The organism is Polymorphum gilvum SL003B-26A1 (assembly GCF_000192745.1).
In the GTDB taxonomy this organism is placed as follows: Bacteria; Pseudomonadota; Alphaproteobacteria; order Rhizobiales; family Stappiaceae; genus Polymorphum; species Polymorphum gilvum.
Genome location: NC_015259.1, coordinates 1,602,542 through 1,617,726 on the forward strand (window position 1 = coordinate 1,602,542; position 15,185 = coordinate 1,617,726).

General features: G+C 67.9%; 12 protein-coding genes. 9 read left to right on the forward strand and 3 right to left on the reverse strand.

Annotated features, from left to right (window positions below):
* Window positions 1–20: 20 nt before the first annotated feature.
* A complete protein-coding gene (locus tag SL003B_RS07555; RefSeq protein WP_013652241.1) occupies window positions 21–623 on the forward strand; it encodes an ABC-type transport auxiliary lipoprotein family protein in 603 nt (200 codons plus the stop codon).
* A 295-nt stretch (window positions 624–918) separates the two neighbouring features.
* Here SL003B_RS07555 and SL003B_RS07560 read toward each other — a convergent pair whose 3' ends face one another.
* Window positions 919–6,225, reverse strand: coding sequence for an apolipoprotein A-IV repeat region-like domain-containing protein (locus SL003B_RS07560; RefSeq protein WP_013652242.1), 5,307 nt, complete (start codon window positions 6,223–6,225; stop codon window positions 919–921).
* A gap of 255 nt (window positions 6,226–6,480) precedes the next feature.
* Between SL003B_RS07560 and SL003B_RS22730 the strand changes: the two genes are divergently transcribed.
* The 6 genes from SL003B_RS22730 (at window position 6,481) to SL003B_RS07585 (ending at window position 11,302) form a co-directional block, all read left to right on the forward strand.
* Complete coding sequence (locus tag SL003B_RS22730; protein ID WP_206772029.1) at window positions 6,481–6,882, forward strand: hypothetical protein; 402 nt, start codon at window positions 6,481–6,483, stop codon at window positions 6,880–6,882.
* A 186-nt stretch (window positions 6,883–7,068) separates the two neighbouring features.
* A complete protein-coding gene (locus SL003B_RS07565; protein WP_013652244.1) occupies window positions 7,069–7,440 on the forward strand; it encodes an Hpt domain-containing protein in 372 nt (123 codons plus the stop codon).
* Window positions 7,441–7,523: 83 nt separating this feature from the next.
* Window positions 7,524–7,844 (forward strand): 2Fe-2S iron-sulfur cluster-binding protein, encoded by a 321-nt coding sequence (locus SL003B_RS07570; RefSeq protein ID WP_013652245.1) that lies wholly within the window; start codon window positions 7,524–7,526, stop codon window positions 7,842–7,844.
* A gap of 228 nt (window positions 7,845–8,072) precedes the next feature.
* Complete coding sequence (locus SL003B_RS07575) at window positions 8,073–9,353, forward strand: efflux RND transporter periplasmic adaptor subunit (protein WP_013652246.1); 1,281 nt, start codon at window positions 8,073–8,075, stop codon at window positions 9,351–9,353.
* Window positions 9,354–9,362: 9 nt separating this feature from the next.
* Entirely contained in the window at window positions 9,363–10,091 is a 729-nt protein-coding gene (locus SL003B_RS07580; protein ID WP_013652247.1) for an ABC transporter ATP-binding protein, read from the forward strand.
* Window positions 10,091–11,302: an ABC transporter permease gene (locus tag SL003B_RS07585; RefSeq protein ID WP_013652248.1), complete on the forward strand. Its 1,212-nt coding sequence runs from the start codon at window positions 10,091–10,093 to the stop codon at window positions 11,300–11,302. The genes SL003B_RS07580 and SL003B_RS07585 overlap by 1 nt, the downstream gene beginning before the upstream one ends.
* A 4-nt stretch (window positions 11,303–11,306) precedes the next feature.
* Here the strand turns inward: SL003B_RS07585 and SL003B_RS07590 are convergent, their stop codons facing one another.
* Window positions 11,307–12,533 (reverse strand): MFS transporter, encoded by a 1,227-nt coding sequence (locus SL003B_RS07590; RefSeq protein WP_013652249.1) that lies wholly within the window; start codon window positions 12,531–12,533, stop codon window positions 11,307–11,309.
* A 125-nt stretch (window positions 12,534–12,658) separates the two neighbouring features.
* Between SL003B_RS07590 and SL003B_RS07595 the strand changes: the two genes are divergently transcribed.
* Together SL003B_RS07595 and SL003B_RS07600 are read left to right on the forward strand one after the other, a co-directional pair.
* A complete protein-coding gene (locus SL003B_RS07595) occupies window positions 12,659–13,447 on the forward strand; it encodes an AraC family transcriptional regulator (RefSeq protein WP_013652250.1) in 789 nt (262 codons plus the stop codon).
* 66 nt (window positions 13,448–13,513) lie between these two features.
* The gene (locus SL003B_RS07600) at window positions 13,514–13,948 is read left to right on the forward strand and encodes a universal stress protein (protein ID WP_013652251.1); all 435 of its coding nucleotides are present in this window, start codon (window positions 13,514–13,516) and stop codon (window positions 13,946–13,948) included.
* 59 nt (window positions 13,949–14,007) lie between these two features.
* Here the strand turns inward: SL003B_RS07600 and SL003B_RS07605 are convergent, their stop codons facing one another.
* Window positions 14,008–15,183, reverse strand: coding sequence for a vWA domain-containing protein (locus SL003B_RS07605; RefSeq protein WP_013652252.1), 1,176 nt, complete (start codon window positions 15,181–15,183; stop codon window positions 14,008–14,010).
* Window positions 15,184–15,185: the final 2 nt, after the last annotated feature.

Below are 15,185 nucleotides of genomic sequence, written 5' to 3' on the forward strand. Positions count from 1 at the left end.
GGAGCCGGGGGCGCGAGGGAATGGACGAGGTCGGGAAAGGACTTGGGCGGCGGAGCCTGCTCGCCCTGGCGGGCGTGGGGCTGCTTCTCGGCGGCTGCGCCAGCACGGCCCCGTCGGCTCTCTACGGGCTGACCGCACCCGACGACATCGCCGACGGCCGCAGCCGCCCCGTCCAGGTGCTGGTGCCCGCGCCGCGTGCGCTCAAGGCGCTCGACACCGGCAACATCGCCGTTGTCGACAAGGGCCCCGCCTACAGCTACTTCCCGCAGGCAGCCTGGGCCGATACGTTGCCCAACGTGGTGCAGGCGAAGCTGGTCCAGACCCTGGAGAACACGGGCCGGCTGCGCGGCGTCGGTTTGCCGGGCGAGGGCCTGCTGATCGACTTCCAGCTGCAGACGGATCTGCGCTCCTTCGAGCTCAATATCGACGGGCCGGACCGCGCCGTCGTCGAGATTGCCGCCAAGCTGATCAATGACCGCAACGGGCGCACCGTCGCCTCGCGTGTGTTCACCGCCGTGGTCCCGGCCGGCGGCACGACGGTCGACAGGGCCGTCGCGGCCATGAACCGGGCCGCCGACCAGGTGTTCCGCGAGATCGCGGTCTGGGTACTCGACAAGGTGTGAGCCGTAGGCCGCCGCCTCTCGAAGCCCTGAATGCAGGAGGTTCGGCATCTCCGCCGGGTCCGACTGCGGACAAACCTCCAAACGCGCATCCCGCACGCAGCGAAGCGCAGATGCGGGATCGGTGAGTCGGGGGCCTATCGGCCTCCTTCATTGAGATGGTTGACACCGCGGCTCTCCGGTTCCGGCTCGTGCTCCGCTTGGCCGGAATGACACCGGAGAGGCTGTAAGTTCATCAACAAGCGGAGGCCCGGCGCATCCGCCGGGCCTCCTTTCGCGTTTTCTGGCTGGCGACGCCTTAGTCGAGGCGGCCGCTGGCATGGGCGAGCATGGTGTAGACCTTGCCCGTGTCCGAGGTGAGGTAGGTCTGGCCCAGCATGTTGTCGCGGTCGTTGCGCGAGACCTGGGCAAGAAGCTGCTCGAAGTCGGTAATGTAGCGATCGACGGCGGTCCTGAATTCAGGATCGCGGCCGTATTTCTGCCGGATCTCGTCGAAGGTCTGCTGGCCCTGCAGGGTGTACAGGCGGCGCGTGAACACGTGTCGCTCGCCGCGCTTGTAGCGGTCCCACAGGTCGATGAAGGTCTCGTGGTCGATCGCCCGGGCGATGTCCATCGACAGCGAGTTGAGGCTCTCGACCATGTGCAGCGCCGAGCGGCCAGGTTTGCTCGCTCCGGCCCCTGTCTCCTCGTCGCGCGAAGCGCGGCGCAGCAGGTCTGCGACCCAGCCCTTGGCAGGCGGCTCGGTGCCGACTCCTGCTGAGGGCTCGGGCGCCGGGGTGCGGCGCGCCGGCTCGGCAGGCCGCTGCGGCGCTGCCGCGGAGCGCGGCTCCGCCTCGCTGCGCGGCGATGCGGACGAGCGGCCCGATGCCGGGAACGCGGCGGATGCGACCCGTTCCTGCGGACGCGAGATGTCGAGGGCGTTGGACTGGCGGGCAACGATCTCCGACAGCTCGGTCAGCGCCCGGATCTGCTCGTTGACCACCTTGCGCAGGGCGGCGGTGGATTCCTCCGCCTCCTCCGGCAGGTTCAGCACGCCGTCCTTCAGTTCCTTGCGCGTCGCTTCCAGTTCGCGGTGCACCTCGCGGGCGACGTCGCGCATGCGCGACGCCGCCTCGTTGAAGCGCTCGGATGCCTCGGACACCGTCCGGCCCATCTCGGCCATGATCTCGTCCTGCACGGAGCGGATCGCGTCGCGGGCGCGCTGGCCTTCCATGCCGGCGGTCAGCCGCATGGATTCGAACTGCTCCGCGACCTGGCGCGAGGCGGCTTCCGCTGCCGCACCCAGCATGGAGGCGGCCTCGCGGGCCTTGTCGTCGGCGGTCTCGAGGGTTTCCGCCAGCGTGTTGGTGAAGGTGCGCATCAGCGTGTCGACCGTTTCGGTCTTGGCCAGCAGCGTGTCGGCCACCGCCTCGATGGCGGTCTTGCGTTCACCGACGCGGCTTTCGACCGCCCGGTTGGTGTCCTCGAGATGGCGGGCTGCCGCCGTCAGGTCCTGGCTCTGCTGGCCGAAGCGCGCCGTGAGCGCCTTGATGTCGGCCAGAACCGTGTTGGTGACGTCCTTGAGCGCAGTGACCTGCTCGTCGATCAGGCCAGTCGAGGCGCTGGTCTCGCGCACCGCGCGGTCGACGGCGGTGCGGAACTCGCCGGCGCGGCGGGCGAGATTGGTCTCGATCTCCGACAGGTTGGTGCCGGCGCTCGCCATGACGTCCTGCAGCGTTGCGTTGGACTGCTCCAGCCGCTGCAGGATGTCGGAGACGTCCGCTTCGAGGCGCTGCTTGGTCTCGTCGAGCATGGCCACGGCACGCTGGCTGCGCTCGTCGATGCCGGAGATGATCCGGTCGCCGGCGTCGACCAGAGACCGGGTCGCTTCCAATCCGTTCTGGGCGAAGATGTCGGTGACCTCGCGCCCCTTGACGGCAACCGCATCGAGGATTGCCCGATGGATCTCGGCGACCCGGGTGGTCAGGTCGCTGGCGCGCGCCTCGATGGCCGCGATCAGTTCGTTGCCGTCGGTGCCGACCAGCTTCGCGAACTCGTCCGAGCGCGTGCCGAAGGCGGCGTTGAGCTCGCTGGCCTTGTCCAGCAGTTCCTTGGCGACGGCGTTGCCGCGCTGCGACAGGAGTTCGGCCGCCTGCTGCACGGCACCCGAGACGCGGGTGCGCACGATGTCGGCCTCGCCGGACATCAGGTTGCGCATCTCTTCTGCGGTGCGCGTCAGCGTCAGGCGCGCCTGCTCGCTTTCGGCCGACAGGTTGCCGGAGATTTCCGCGATAGTGCGGGCGAGATCCTCGCGCACCCTGGCGCTCTCGCCGGTCAGAGAACCGGAGAAATCTGCCAACGTGCCGACATAGAGCGTGCGGGCCTTCTCGCTTTCGGCGGCCATGCTGCGTGCCGCCTCGGCGACTGCCGACAGCACCAGGTCGCGGACGCGGCTGCCTTCGCCCGACAGCGCGCTGGTGGCTTCGGTCATCGCGGCGCTGACCGCGCCGGCAGCCTTCTGACTTTCGCCGACCAGAACCCCGCGGGCCTCGCCGACGGCGCCGAGCACGAGCTGGCGCAGCCGGTCGCCTTCGCCCGACAGCTTGCCGGTGACGTCGGCGAAGGTGCCGGTGACGGTTTCCACGGTGCGGGTGCGCTCTTCGGCCAGCGAGGCGGCGGCATGGGATACCGCTTCCAGCACCATGTCGCGGACGCGGCTGCTCTCGCCGTTCAGCGTCTCGCTCGCCTGCGCCATCGCGTCGGTGAGGGCGTCGCGGGCGCGCTCGGCCTCCGTGCGCAGGGTGCCGGAGATCGACGCCAGACGGTCGTTGAGGACCGTTTCCAGTTGGTTGGCGCGGGTGTCGAGCGTCTCGGCGACCTCGAACACCTTGGCGCCTAGCGAGACGTTGAACTCGGCGATGCGCTCGGACAGGGACTCGGTCAGTTCGGCGCTCTGGCGAGCCAGCACGCTGCCGGCCTGGTCGAGACGGCTGTCGAGGGCATTGGTCATCTCCGCCTGACCGTCGACGAAGGCCTTGGCGATCTCGCGGGTGCGCGCGATCAGCGTCTCGCTGATCTGGCGGGCCCGCGAATCCAGGGTCTGGTCGATCCGTTCGGTGCCGGTGAGCATGGTCTCCGACAGATGCTCCGCCTTTTCCGTCATGGCGGCGGCGGCCGCATCGACACGCTCGCCCATGAAGCGCCCGACGTCCTCGGCCCGTTCGGCAAGGGACTCGCCGGCCGTCTCGATCCGGCGGCTGAGCTCGAAGGTGATGGCGTCGGACTTGTCGGCCAGCACGTCGGCGATGGTGCGCGACTTCTCCTCCAGCGTCGAGCTCAGCGTCTCGGTCCGGCTTGCAATCGCGTCGGCGAGCAGGGCGGAGCGGGTTTCCAGTGCCGCCTCGAAGGCGGCAGTGCGCTGCTCCAGGGTCAGGTCCAGGCTGTTGATGCGGCTGTCGAGCGAGGAATCCAGGCTGCCGATGCGGCTGTCGAAGGTCGCGTCGAGCGTGGCGAGGCGCTGGTCGAGCGTCTGGGCCAGCGTCTCGGAGCGCCCGTCGAAGGCTTCGACCAGGTGGCTGCCGCGTTCGGCGACGATCTGCTCCAGTTCGCCGAGGCGGGCGGCGAGACCTTCCTGCAAGGCCTGGCCGCGGCTGTCGAGCGTTTCGGCGATCTTGTCGCCGACCGCGCCGATGTCGCTGGTTACGCGTTCGCCGCGCGTGCCGATGAGACGCGCCAACTCGGTGCCGGTCTCGGCCAGCTTCTGCGCCAGTTCGGTGGTGCGGTGGCCGAGGGTGGCGGAAATGTCGGCCGAAGCGGCCTCGAGAGTCTCGCGGAAGCCGCTGGTCTGGCTCTCGATGAGCATCGCCATCTCCTGTCCGCGGGCGGCGAGGCGATCGTCGAGATCCGCGCCGTTGACGGTGATGGCGGTCTCGATCCGTTCGCTGATCGAGCCGAGGCGCTCGGCAAGTTCGCCGCCGCGCCCGGTGATGGTCTCGGTCAGCGTCGCCGCCGTGTCGTCCAGCTTGGCGGCGATCTCGCCACCGCGCAGGGACAGGTCGACGACGATGGATTCGCCGGTGCCGCGCAGGATCTCGGCGACTTCCGTGCTGCGCTCGGCGAGCGTCTCGACGATCTCGGCACCCTTGACGGAAATCGTGTCGGTGACTTCCTGGCCGCGCTGCGAAATGCTCTCGACGACGCGCTCGCCGGTGCGGCTGAGCGAGGTATCGAGGTCCGTGACGCGGGTGTCGACCGTGCCGATCAGGTCCTCGGTGCGGGCGGTGATGGTGTCGATGAGGCGGCCGCTGGTCAGCGCAAGGGTCGCGTTGATCTCCTCGCCGCGCCGGGTGATCGTGTCGCCGACCGACGAGCCCGTGCGCTCGAGCGCTTCGGTGAACTCCTGCGTGCGGGTGTTCAGCGTGTCGTTGATCTCGCCGCCGCGTGCGCTCAGGGTCTCGACGAAGTCGCTTGCCGTCGCGGCGAAGCGGTCATTGACCTCCTGACCGCGCAGCGTCAGCGTCTCCCACAACTCGTTGCCGGTGCGCGACAGGTTGTCGACCATTTCGCTGCCCGAGGTGGTCAGGCGCGAGACATAGTCGTCCGCCCGCACCGTCAGCGATTCGACAAGATCGTTGCCGGAACTGGTCAGGCTTGCGCTCAGCGTGTCGATGCGGTTGTCGACGGTGCCGGTCAGTTCGGCGATCCGGTCCTCGACGGCATTGACCAGCCGGTCGGTGGCGCTGTCGACGGTCCGGGCGATCTCCTCGGACGTGACCGACAGCTGGCCGGCGAACTGCTCGTGGGCGCCGGAAATCGATTCGCGCACGCGCTCGGCGTTGGCGATGATGGCTTCGCGCTGGCTGACCAGTTCCTCGATCAGGGCGCGGATCTTCAGTTCGTTGTCGTTGTAGGAGCGTTCGAGCGAGGACACCTCGTTGTGGACCAGCACTTCGAGTTCGCTGGCCCGCGCGATCGCGCGCTCGATGCCGTCGCCCATGGCGGCGACCTCGCGGCGGATCGCCTGGCCGACGCTGAGCACCGATTCCTTGGCCATGTCCTCCGGCTCGGCGAGGCGCAGGGCGACCTCGGTCATGCCGCGGGCGACGATGCGCATCTCCTGCGCGCGCCAGATCATCATGGCCATGACCCAGAAGAACAGGATCGGCACGACGACGCCGACGCCGGCCAGGATCAGCGCCGGCGAGCCGGCAAGCTGTTCGATGCCGGTGAGCGCGTCGATCTGGTCGCCGAAGGTGGACAGGGTCAGCGCCGAGCCGACCGCCCCCCAGGCGACCGTCAGCAGCAGCGCGACCCAGAAGGGCGCCGTGGACGGACGGCGCTGGAGCGCGAAAATCAGGTTGCCGATGGTCCGCCGGTCGTCGTTCGCCGCGGGCGGACGGCTGCCCCGGCCGCGGCGGCGCGACGCTGTGCCGGAGTCCCCGCCGTCGCGTTCGGACGTGCCGGTCGATGTCTTGTCGGACGTGGCCTGTTCGCCAAGCGCCGCCGTGGGAGCCGCAGTGCCGTCTGCCGATCCCTTCTCGGGGCCGCCGAAATCAAGCTTGAGCGCCTCTTCAACTGCCGACAACGCAGCTTCCGCCGGGTCTTTCACCTTCGGGGGATTTGCCATCTTGGATCGCCTCACGTCCGTACTCATTACTCAACGGCGGCCGAAGCCAGCCGAACGGTCCGCCGGGCGGATGCGACCTTGGTGTCGCGTGGGCCCGCCTGACGGTTTTGGCAAGAAGAGCGCCGCATCATCGGCCGTCCACGCATCGTCGGACAGCCTTCTCCCCACCTTGCCGCATCCTTTAACCTAATGGCACAATCTCCTTTAATGAACAAGAAACGCCATTGTGCATCGGAGCGAAGAGGCAGCTTGACCATGGCAAAACCGACCCGAGAAGCACCGGCGACCGCGTCCCCGCAGAAGGCGGGCGACACCTCTTCGCAGCCCACTCCCCGCACCGGGACTCCGAGCGCGGCGCAGCGGCGCTGGCTGGAACGGGGACTTCGTCAGCCCGGCGGAAAGCTGCCCCTGTTCGACGAGGGCGGCCGCGAGATCCCGGCCCGCACGATCCGCGCCTGCATCGCCGCAGGCTGGGCAGAGCCTTGGTTTTCCAATCCAATCAAACCCGACTGGCTGGTTTGCAGGCTGACCGGGAAGGGCGTCGAGGCGCTCGGCTCTGTGGATCTCGGCGCCGGTTCGACCGATGATGCCGACGCGCGGTCCGATGCGCCTGGGGCTGGTGACGGGGATGGTCCTGGGGCGATGCGGGCGCGCTGAGCGGCTCAGTTCTTTCCCCTCGTTAACCAAAGATTCACTTTGTTGGGGACAGGTGCCGGCGTGCATCGGCGACACCCCGCGATCTTAACCTCGCCTTTGCGGAATTGACCGCAAGCTTCTCGCTCGTCTAGCGGAACCGGAGCCGCGAGTCGTCGCTTCCGGGTCCTGAGCAACGGGGTTTCAGCAATGGCACGGACCGTCCATCAATCCGCCGGCAAGCACCGGCCGCACGCACGCGATCACGCGCCGGTCGATCTGGTCTTCCTGGCCACCAACACGCTCGGCAACCGGTCGCTCGAACAGGAAGTGCTGCGGCTGTTCCTGAAGCAGTCTGGCACGCTAATGGCACGGCTGGAGGGCTGTGCCGACAACGCCAGCTGTGCCGATCTGGTGCACACGCTGAAGGGCTCGGCCCGCGGCATCGGCGCACATCGGGTCGCCTTCGTCTGCGAAGGCGTCGAGGCAGAACTGCGCGCCGGGCGCGTGCCGCCGCTGGTGGCGCTCGAGGCGGCCGTGGCGGAAGCTAACGGCTTCATCCGCGATCTGGTCGGCGCGTGACCGGTCAGGCTTCTTGACCTTTCGTCCGGAACCTTTATGTCGGGGGAAGATCAGCCTTCTCCCAATGGTCGGACGCGCTTGCCATGCCTCACATCACCTATATCACCGCCGACGGTTCCCGCCATGAAGTCGATGCCGCCGAAGGCACGACCGTGATGGAAAACGCCATCAAGAACATGGTGCCGGGGATCGAGGCCGAATGCGGCGGCGCCTGCGCTTGCGCCACCTGCCACGTCTATGTTGACGAGGCGTGGGCCGAAAGGGTCGGCCATCCCGAGCCGATGGAGGAGGACATGCTGGACTTCGCCTACGACGTCCGGCCGACCTCGCGCCTGTCCTGCCAGATCAAGGTCACCGCGGCGCTCGACGGTCTCGTCGTGCACGTTCCCGAACGCCAGGCCTGACGCGCCGCGCAGGTCACCCGAACATCGCCTCTGCACTCCGGCGCGCGGCCGACCTGGCGCCGCGCGATCGGGTCGGCGCGACCCGCGGCTCGTCTGTACGGCCGCGAGCGGTTACACTTCTTTACAATTCTTCCGTTGCCGCTCCCCGGCCGCATCGTTGATTGAGATCATGGTTCTCCGCTCCCGGCTGGGAGACGGTGCGGGGACAGTTTCGAGGGACAGTGGTCAATGACGAAGCAGGCGGACCCGAAACAGGACGAAAGCATCGCTGCCGTTCTCGGCGCGGAGAAGGCCACCGGCCGGTCGCGGCTGCGCAGGCGCGCCGTCTACATCCTGCTTGCGCTCGCCATCGGCGGCGCGGCCGCCTACCGCTTCGCCTATATGGACGGATCCGAAGGCGGCGTGCGTTATGTTACCGAAAGGGTCACGCGCGGCGACATGACGATTTCCGTGACCGCAACGGGAACCGTCGAGCCGACCAATCAGGTCGACATCTCCAGCGAGCTGTCCGGCATGATCCGCAAGGTGGGCGCCGACTACAACGACCGGGTCGCCGCCGGCCAAGTGCTGGCCGAACTCGACACCGACAAGCTGAATGCCGAGGTGGCGCATGCCCGCGCGTCCCTGCGGGCGAAGCAGGCGGCGCTGCTGGAGGCCACGGCGACGGTCGAGGAGAAGCGCAGCGCGCTCGACCGCATGCGCCGGCTGATGGACCGCAGCGTCGTCGCCCAGAGCAACCTGGAGGAGGCCCAGGCTGCCTACGACCGCGCGCTCGCCGGGGTGGAAAGCGCCGAAGCTGCCATCGAGGTCGCCAAGGCGGATCTCCAGATCGCGGAGACCAACCTGCAGAAGGCCTGCATCTGCTCGCCGATCGACGGCATCGTGCTCGACCGTCAGGTCGACCCGGGCCAGTACGTCGCCAGTTCGCTGCAGGCACCGGTGCTGTTCACAGTTGCCGAGGACCTCAGCGAGATGGACCTGCGGGTCGACATCGACGAGGCCGACGTCGGCCTGGTGCGCGAGGGCCAGACGGCGAGCTTCACCGTCGACGCCTACCCTGACCGCGTGTTCCCGGCAACGATCCACAAGGTCCGCTATGCGCCGGAATCCGCCGAGGGCGTCGTCACCTACAAGGCGGAACTGAAGGTCGACAACGGCGAATTGCTGCTTCGCCCGGGCATGACAGCGACCGCGGAGATCGTCATCGAGGAGGCCAGGGACGTGCTGATGGTGCCGAATGTCGCACTGCGCTACGAGCCGCCGCAAACGGACGCTGCGTCCGGTTCCGGCATCGGGCTGCGCAACCTGTTCGGCCCGCCGCGCTTCCGCTCCGCTAGCGAGAACGTCCGCCGCGACAGCACGCGCCAGGTCTATGTCCTGCGCGCCGGCGCGCCCGTCGCCGTGCCGGTGGTGACCGGCGTCACGGACGGCGTCTCGACCCGGATCGTCGAGGGCGAACTTGCCGAGGGCGACGCGGTCATCGTCGACAGACTGAGCACCGGCCGGTAGGAGGTGACCTTGCCGGCTTCAGCCGACCCGCACGAGGACGTGGCTCCACTGATCGCCTTCCGGTCGGTGAGCAAGGTCTATGGCGCCGGCGAGACGGCCGTCCATGCCCTCGACGGCGTCGACCTGGCGATCGCGCGCGGCGAATTCGTCGCCATCATGGGCCCGTCCGGCTCCGGCAAGTCGACGGCCATGAACATCCTCGGCTGCCTCGACACGCCGACCTCGGGCAGCTACCTGTTCGACGGCACGGATGTCGGGGCACTGACACGCAATCAGCGCGCCCTGCTGCGGCGCCATTTCATCGGCTTCGTGTTCCAGGGCTTCAACCTGCTCGCCCGCATCAGCGCCCTCGACAATGTCGAACTGCCGTTGATCTACCGCGGCCTGCCGGCGGGTGAGCGGCGTATGCGTGCCCTGCTTGCGCTCGACCAGGTCGGCCTGTCCGGCCGCGAGACCCACACGCCGGCGGAACTCTCCGGCGGCCAGCAGCAGCGTGTCGCCATCGCGCGCGCGATCGCCACCGATCCGGTGCTGCTGCTCGCCGACGAGCCGACCGGCAACCTCGACACGGCGCGCAGCCGCGAGATCATGGAACTGCTGGTGCGGCTCAACCGCGAGCGCGGCATCACCATCGCCATGGTCACCCACGAGAAGGAAATGGCCGCCTTCGCAGGCCGCACGATCCAGTTCGTCGACGGCCGCGTGGCCAGCGACAGGCTCAACCAGGTGGTCGCGTGATGTGGTGGGAAACGATCAAGCTGGCGTTCCAGGCGATCCGACGCAACGCCCTGCGCTCGACGCTGACGGTGCTCGGCATCGTCATCGGCGTCGCCGCGGTGATCGGCATGGTGTCGATCGGCCACAGCACCACTGCCCAGGTCACCGCCAGCCTGGCCCGTCTCGGCAGCAATCTGCTGGTCGTGCGTCCGGGTGTCGCCGAACGCGGGCCCGGCGGCGTGCGCACCGACGCCAAGGCGTTCGACCGCTTCGACGTCGAGGTTCTGCGCGCCCAGCTCTACAGCGTGCGCGCCGTTGCCCCGACGGTCTCCACCAGCGCCACCGCCGTGGTCGGCAACGAGAACCGCACCGTCTCCGTGTGGGGCACGGACAATGCCTATTTCGTCACCCAGGACTGGCCGGTGGTCAGGGGACGCGAGTTCCTCGACAGCGACCTCCGGGCCGGCCGTCCGGTGTGTATCGTCGGCCAGACCATCAAGGAGGAGTTGTTCCAGAATCAGGACCCGATCGGCAAGCGCATGCGGGTCAGGGGCCTGTCCTGCGAGGTCGTCGGCCTGCTGGAGGAGAAGGGCCAGACCGGCTTCGGGCAGGACCAGGACAATACGGTGATCATGCCGCTGCGCGCCGTCCAGCGCCGCCTGCTCGGTAGCACCGACATCGCGATGATCTCCGTGTCGGCGCGCGACGGCGTCGACACCGGCAAGGTCCAGGCCGACATCGAGGCGATCCTGCGCGAGCGACGCAACATCACTCCGGGCAAGGACGACGACTTCCATGTCCGCGACATGAAGCAGATCGTGGCGACCATGACCTCGACCACCACCGTGCTGACCGGCCTGCTTGGCGCGGTCGCCGCCGTCAGCCTGCTGGTCGGCGGCATCGGCATCATGAACATCATGCTGGTGTCGGTGACCGAGCGCACCCGCGAGATCGGTATCCGTCTCGCCATCGGCGCGCTCGAGCGTCAGGTGCTCTTGCAGTTCCTGGTCGAGGCCGTGGTGCTGTCGCTGTTCGGCGGCGTGCTCGGCATCCTGGCCGGCATCGCCCTTGCCGCCGGAGCGGTCACCGTGATGCAGATGCCCTTCGTGCTCGACCCGTCGATCATCGCCGTCGCCTTCGTCTTCTCGGCCCTCGTCGGCGTGGTGTTCGGCTACTTCCCCGCCCGCCAGGCCGCGCGCCTCGACCCGATCGAGGCGCTGCGGCACGAATAGCGGCTCACTCGGCGGCCTGGGGCGCCCTGCCGCGCCAGGGCAGGGCGACCTCGTTGCCCGGAGCCGGTTCCGCGGGGATGAGCGTCGACAGCACCAGGCTGACCGCGGCCATGGCGGCGCCGGCAAGGAACACGGCGGCCGGCGACACCAGCCACAGCAGGCCGAAGGTGACCGGGATGCCGACGGCTGCAATGTGGTTGATGGTGAAGGCGACGCCGGCCGTCGGCGCGATGTCCGCCGGGTCGGCGATCTTCTGGAAATAGGTCTTGATCGCGATGGCGATGGCGTAGAAGGCGTGGTCGATCACGTAGAGTGCGGCAGCCGCCGTCGCGTCGGTGACAAAGGCGTAGCTGGCGAACACGCCGATCAGGCCGATGTATTCCACGATCAGCGCCTTGCGCTCGCCGAAGCGCACGATCAGCGCGCCGATCTTCGGCGCCAGCAGCATGCTGAAGACGCCGTTGACCAGGAACAGGCCGGCGACCTCATGGACGTCGTAGCCGAAGCGCTCGACCATCAGGAAACCGGCGAAGACGGTGAAGATCTGCCGCCGCGCGCCGGACATGAAGGTCAGGGCGTAGTAGAGCCAGTAGCGCTTGCGGAGGATCAGCTTCTTGTGCTGCGGCACCCCCTCCCGGAAGCTGGGATAGGCGGCGAGCAGGAAGACCAGGACCAGCACGGTCATGCTACCGGCGATCAGGAAGACGGTGGTGAACGACAGGTCGTAGGTCTTCCAGCCGAAATAGATCAGGCCGTAGGCGATCAGCTGGGCGAAGGCGCCGACGGAAATGATCTTGCCCATGCTGGCGGCGGCCGTCTGCTTGGGCAGCCACTGCAGCGACAGCGACTGCGCCATGGTCTCGTAGTAGTGGAAGCCGATCGACATGATCAGCGTCGTCACGTAGAAGCCCATCGTGGTCGGGAAATAGCCGGTGACCGCGACGCCGATGCCGAGGAAGGCCAGAGACGTATAGGCCAGCGTCTGCTCGCGCATGAACAGCAGCAGGTAGATGGCGGCGAAGCTCAGGAAACCGGGGATCTCGCGGATCGACTGCTGGATGCCGATCTCGCGGCCGGTGAAGGCGAGTTCCTGCACCGCGAAATTGTTCATCAGGTTCCACCAGCCGGCGAAGGACAGCTGCATCGCGCCGGCCATGATCATCAGCAGCACGGCGGGCGACCGCCAGCCGGTCGCCGCCGCCGGGTCGGCGCTTCTCGAAAAGTAGGTCATCGGGTGTCTGGGTCGTCGTAGCTGGGAGAGGTGTTCGTCGATCGCAGCAATAGACCCGCGCAGGCCTTGCGCGTTAGCGCGGTTTTGTCATCATATGTCGCCGAAACGTCAATCTTGGGGGCTGCGTGCCGATCCATCCAGACCTGCGCCGGTTTCCGACCGGTCCACTGCCGGCACAGGTCGTCGGCCTCGCCACCGAGGAGGCGGCCGGAGCGGTCACGGCCTGGCATGCTCATGACGTCGCGCAGTTGTTCCATCTGGTGCGCGGCTCGATCGCCATCGACACGGAGGTCGGCACCTTCTTCGTGCCGCCCGAGCGCGCCGTGTGGCTGCCTCCGCGCTTCGCCCACGAGACCCGCTATCTGACCGACACCGAGGTCCGCTACCTCTATGTCTCGGCCGAGGTGGCGGCCGACATGCCGGGCGAGCCGCGCGTGCTCCAGATGACCGCGCTGCTCAGGGAACTGATCCTGGCGTTCATGACCTATCCGCGCGCCGAAACGGTCGAGGGCCCGGCGGCGCGCCTTGCCGCCGTCATCCTCGACCAGATGGCGCTGCTGCCTGCCTCGCCGCTGCGGCTGCCGATGCCGCGCGAACTGCGCCTGCGCGCCCTGTGCGAAAAGATCGTGCGTTGTCCGGCCGACCTTCCCGCGCTGGCCGACGCCGCCGCGGCCAGCGCCCTGTCGGTGCGCTCGTTCGAGCGGCGGATGGTGCGCGAGACCGGGCTGACCTACCGCACCTGGTGTCGGCAGGTGAAGCTGTTCCGCTCGCTGGAGCTGCTCGCCGGCGGCGCCAGCGTGTCGGACGTCTCGCACAGCCTCGGCTACGAGGGGCCGAGCGCCTTCGTCGCGACCTTTCGCAAGGCCTTCGGCGTCACGCCCGGGCGATATTTCCAGGAACCGCGCCGGACTTGACATTCCTCAACGCCGGGCCTCGTCCGGCATGGCAGGTTGGCCGCCCTAAACCGTTAGGAGGGAACGATGTTCAACACCATTCTTGTACCGGTCGACCCGGGCGAAACCAGCTTCTCGACCCCGGCGCTGGAGACGGCGGCGCGGTTCGCGCGCGACTACGACGGCAAGGTCCGCCTGGTCGCGGTACTCGCGCATACCCAGGGCTTCGTCGCCAGCTATCTGCCGGAAGACTTCGAGAAGACCGCCGTCGCCGAGACCCGGAATCTGCTGGAGGACCTTGCCAAGGGCCTCGGCCTGCCGGAGGGCTCCGTGTCGGTCGCCGTCCGCCTCGGCTCGGTCTATCACGAGGTCATCGAGGAGGCCGAAGCCGCCAAGGCCGACCTGATCGTCATGGGCTCGCACAAGCCGGCGCTGTCGACCTACCTGATCGGCTCCAATGCCGCCCATATCGTGCGCCATGCGCCGTGTTCGGTGATGGTGCTGCGCCCGAACAAGGGCTGAGCAGGTCCGGCTGAAGCCTGGTCCGACCGGATCGACACGAGCCGGTCGGCAGGAAATCGCTAGCGCGCCAGCTCCTTCATGGCGCGGTTCAGTCCGTCGAGGGTGAGCGGGAACATGCGTCCGCTCATCAGCTCGCGGATCATCCGGATCGAATGGGTGTAGTCCCAGTGCCGTTCGGGCACCGGGTTCAGCCAGACGGCGCTGGAATAGAGATCGGTCACCCGCTGCATCCAGGCGCTGCCCGGTTCCTCGTTCCAGTGCTCGACCGACCCGCCGGCATAGGCAATCTCGTAGGGGCTCATCGAGGCATCGCCGACGAAGATCACCTTGTAGTCGGCGGGATACTTGTGCAGCACGTCGAAGGTGGCGATGCGCTCCGAGTGCCGGCGGCGATTGTCCTTCCACACTGTCTCGTAGAGGCAGTTATGGAAGTAGAAATGCTCCATCACCTTGAATTCCGAGCGTGCGGCCGAGAACAATTCCTCGCAGACCTTGATGTGGTCGTCCATCGAGCCGCCGATATCGAAGAACAGCAGCACCTTGACCGCGTTGCGCCGTTCGGGCCGCATCTTGACGTCGAGCAGGCCCTTGTGGGCGGTCGAGCGGATCGTGCCGTCGAGGTCGAGTTCCTCGGCCGCGCCGGTGCGGGCGAACTTGCGCAGCCGCTTCAGCGCCACCTTGATGTTGCGCGTGCCGAGCTCGACGCTGTCGTCGAGATCCTTGAACTCGCGCTTGTCCCACACCTTGACCGCGCGCCGGTGGCGGCTTTCGTGCTGGCCGATGCGCACGCCCTCCGGATTGTAGCCGTAGGCGCCGAAGGGCGACGTGCCGGCGGTGCCGATCCACTTGCTGCCGCCCTGGTGGCGCTCCTTCTGCTCCTCCAGCCGCTTCTTCAGCGTCTCCATCAGCGTGTCGAAGCCGCCGAGCGATTCGATCAGCGCCTTTTCCTCCTCGCTCAGGTGCTTCTCGGCAAGCTTCCTGAGCCAGTCCTCCGGGATCTCCGCGGCAGGTGCGTCCGACAGCAGGTCGAGGCCCTTGAAGACATGGCCGAACACCCGGTCGAACTTGTCGAGGTTGGACTCGTCCTTCACCAGCGTGGCGCGGGCCAGATAATAGAAGTCCTCGACCCGCCGTTCGGCCAGGTCGAGGTCCAGCGCTTCCATCAGCGTCAGGTATTCGCGCAGGGACACCGGCAGGCCGGCGCCCTTCAGCTCGGCGAAGAAGGAGATGAACATGG

Coding starts and splice junctions, on each gene's coding strand:
- SL003B_RS07555 (WP_013652241.1), top strand. CDS start 21: ATGGACGAGGTCGGGAAAGGACTTGGGCGGCGGAGCCTGCTCGCCCTG.
- SL003B_RS07560 (WP_013652242.1), bottom strand. CDS start 6,225: ATGGCAAATCCCCCGAAGGTGAAAGACCCGGCGGAAGCTGCGTTGTCG.
- SL003B_RS22730 (WP_206772029.1), top strand. CDS start 6,481: ATGGCAAAACCGACCCGAGAAGCACCGGCGACCGCGTCCCCGCAGAAG.
- SL003B_RS07565 (WP_013652244.1), top strand. CDS start 7,069: ATGGCACGGACCGTCCATCAATCCGCCGGCAAGCACCGGCCGCACGCA.
- SL003B_RS07570 (WP_013652245.1), top strand. CDS start 7,524: ATGCCTCACATCACCTATATCACCGCCGACGGTTCCCGCCATGAAGTC.
- SL003B_RS07575 (WP_013652246.1), top strand. CDS start 8,073: ATGACGAAGCAGGCGGACCCGAAACAGGACGAAAGCATCGCTGCCGTT.
- SL003B_RS07585 (WP_013652248.1), top strand. CDS start 10,091: ATGTGGTGGGAAACGATCAAGCTGGCGTTCCAGGCGATCCGACGCAAC.
- SL003B_RS07590 (WP_013652249.1), bottom strand. CDS start 12,533: ATGACCTACTTTTCGAGAAGCGCCGACCCGGCGGCGGCGACCGGCTGG.
- SL003B_RS07600 (WP_013652251.1), top strand. CDS start 13,514: ATGTTCAACACCATTCTTGTACCGGTCGACCCGGGCGAAACCAGCTTC.
- SL003B_RS07605 (WP_013652252.1), bottom strand. CDS start 15,183: ATGTTCATCTCCTTCTTCGCCGAGCTGAAGGGCGCCGGCCTGCCGGTG.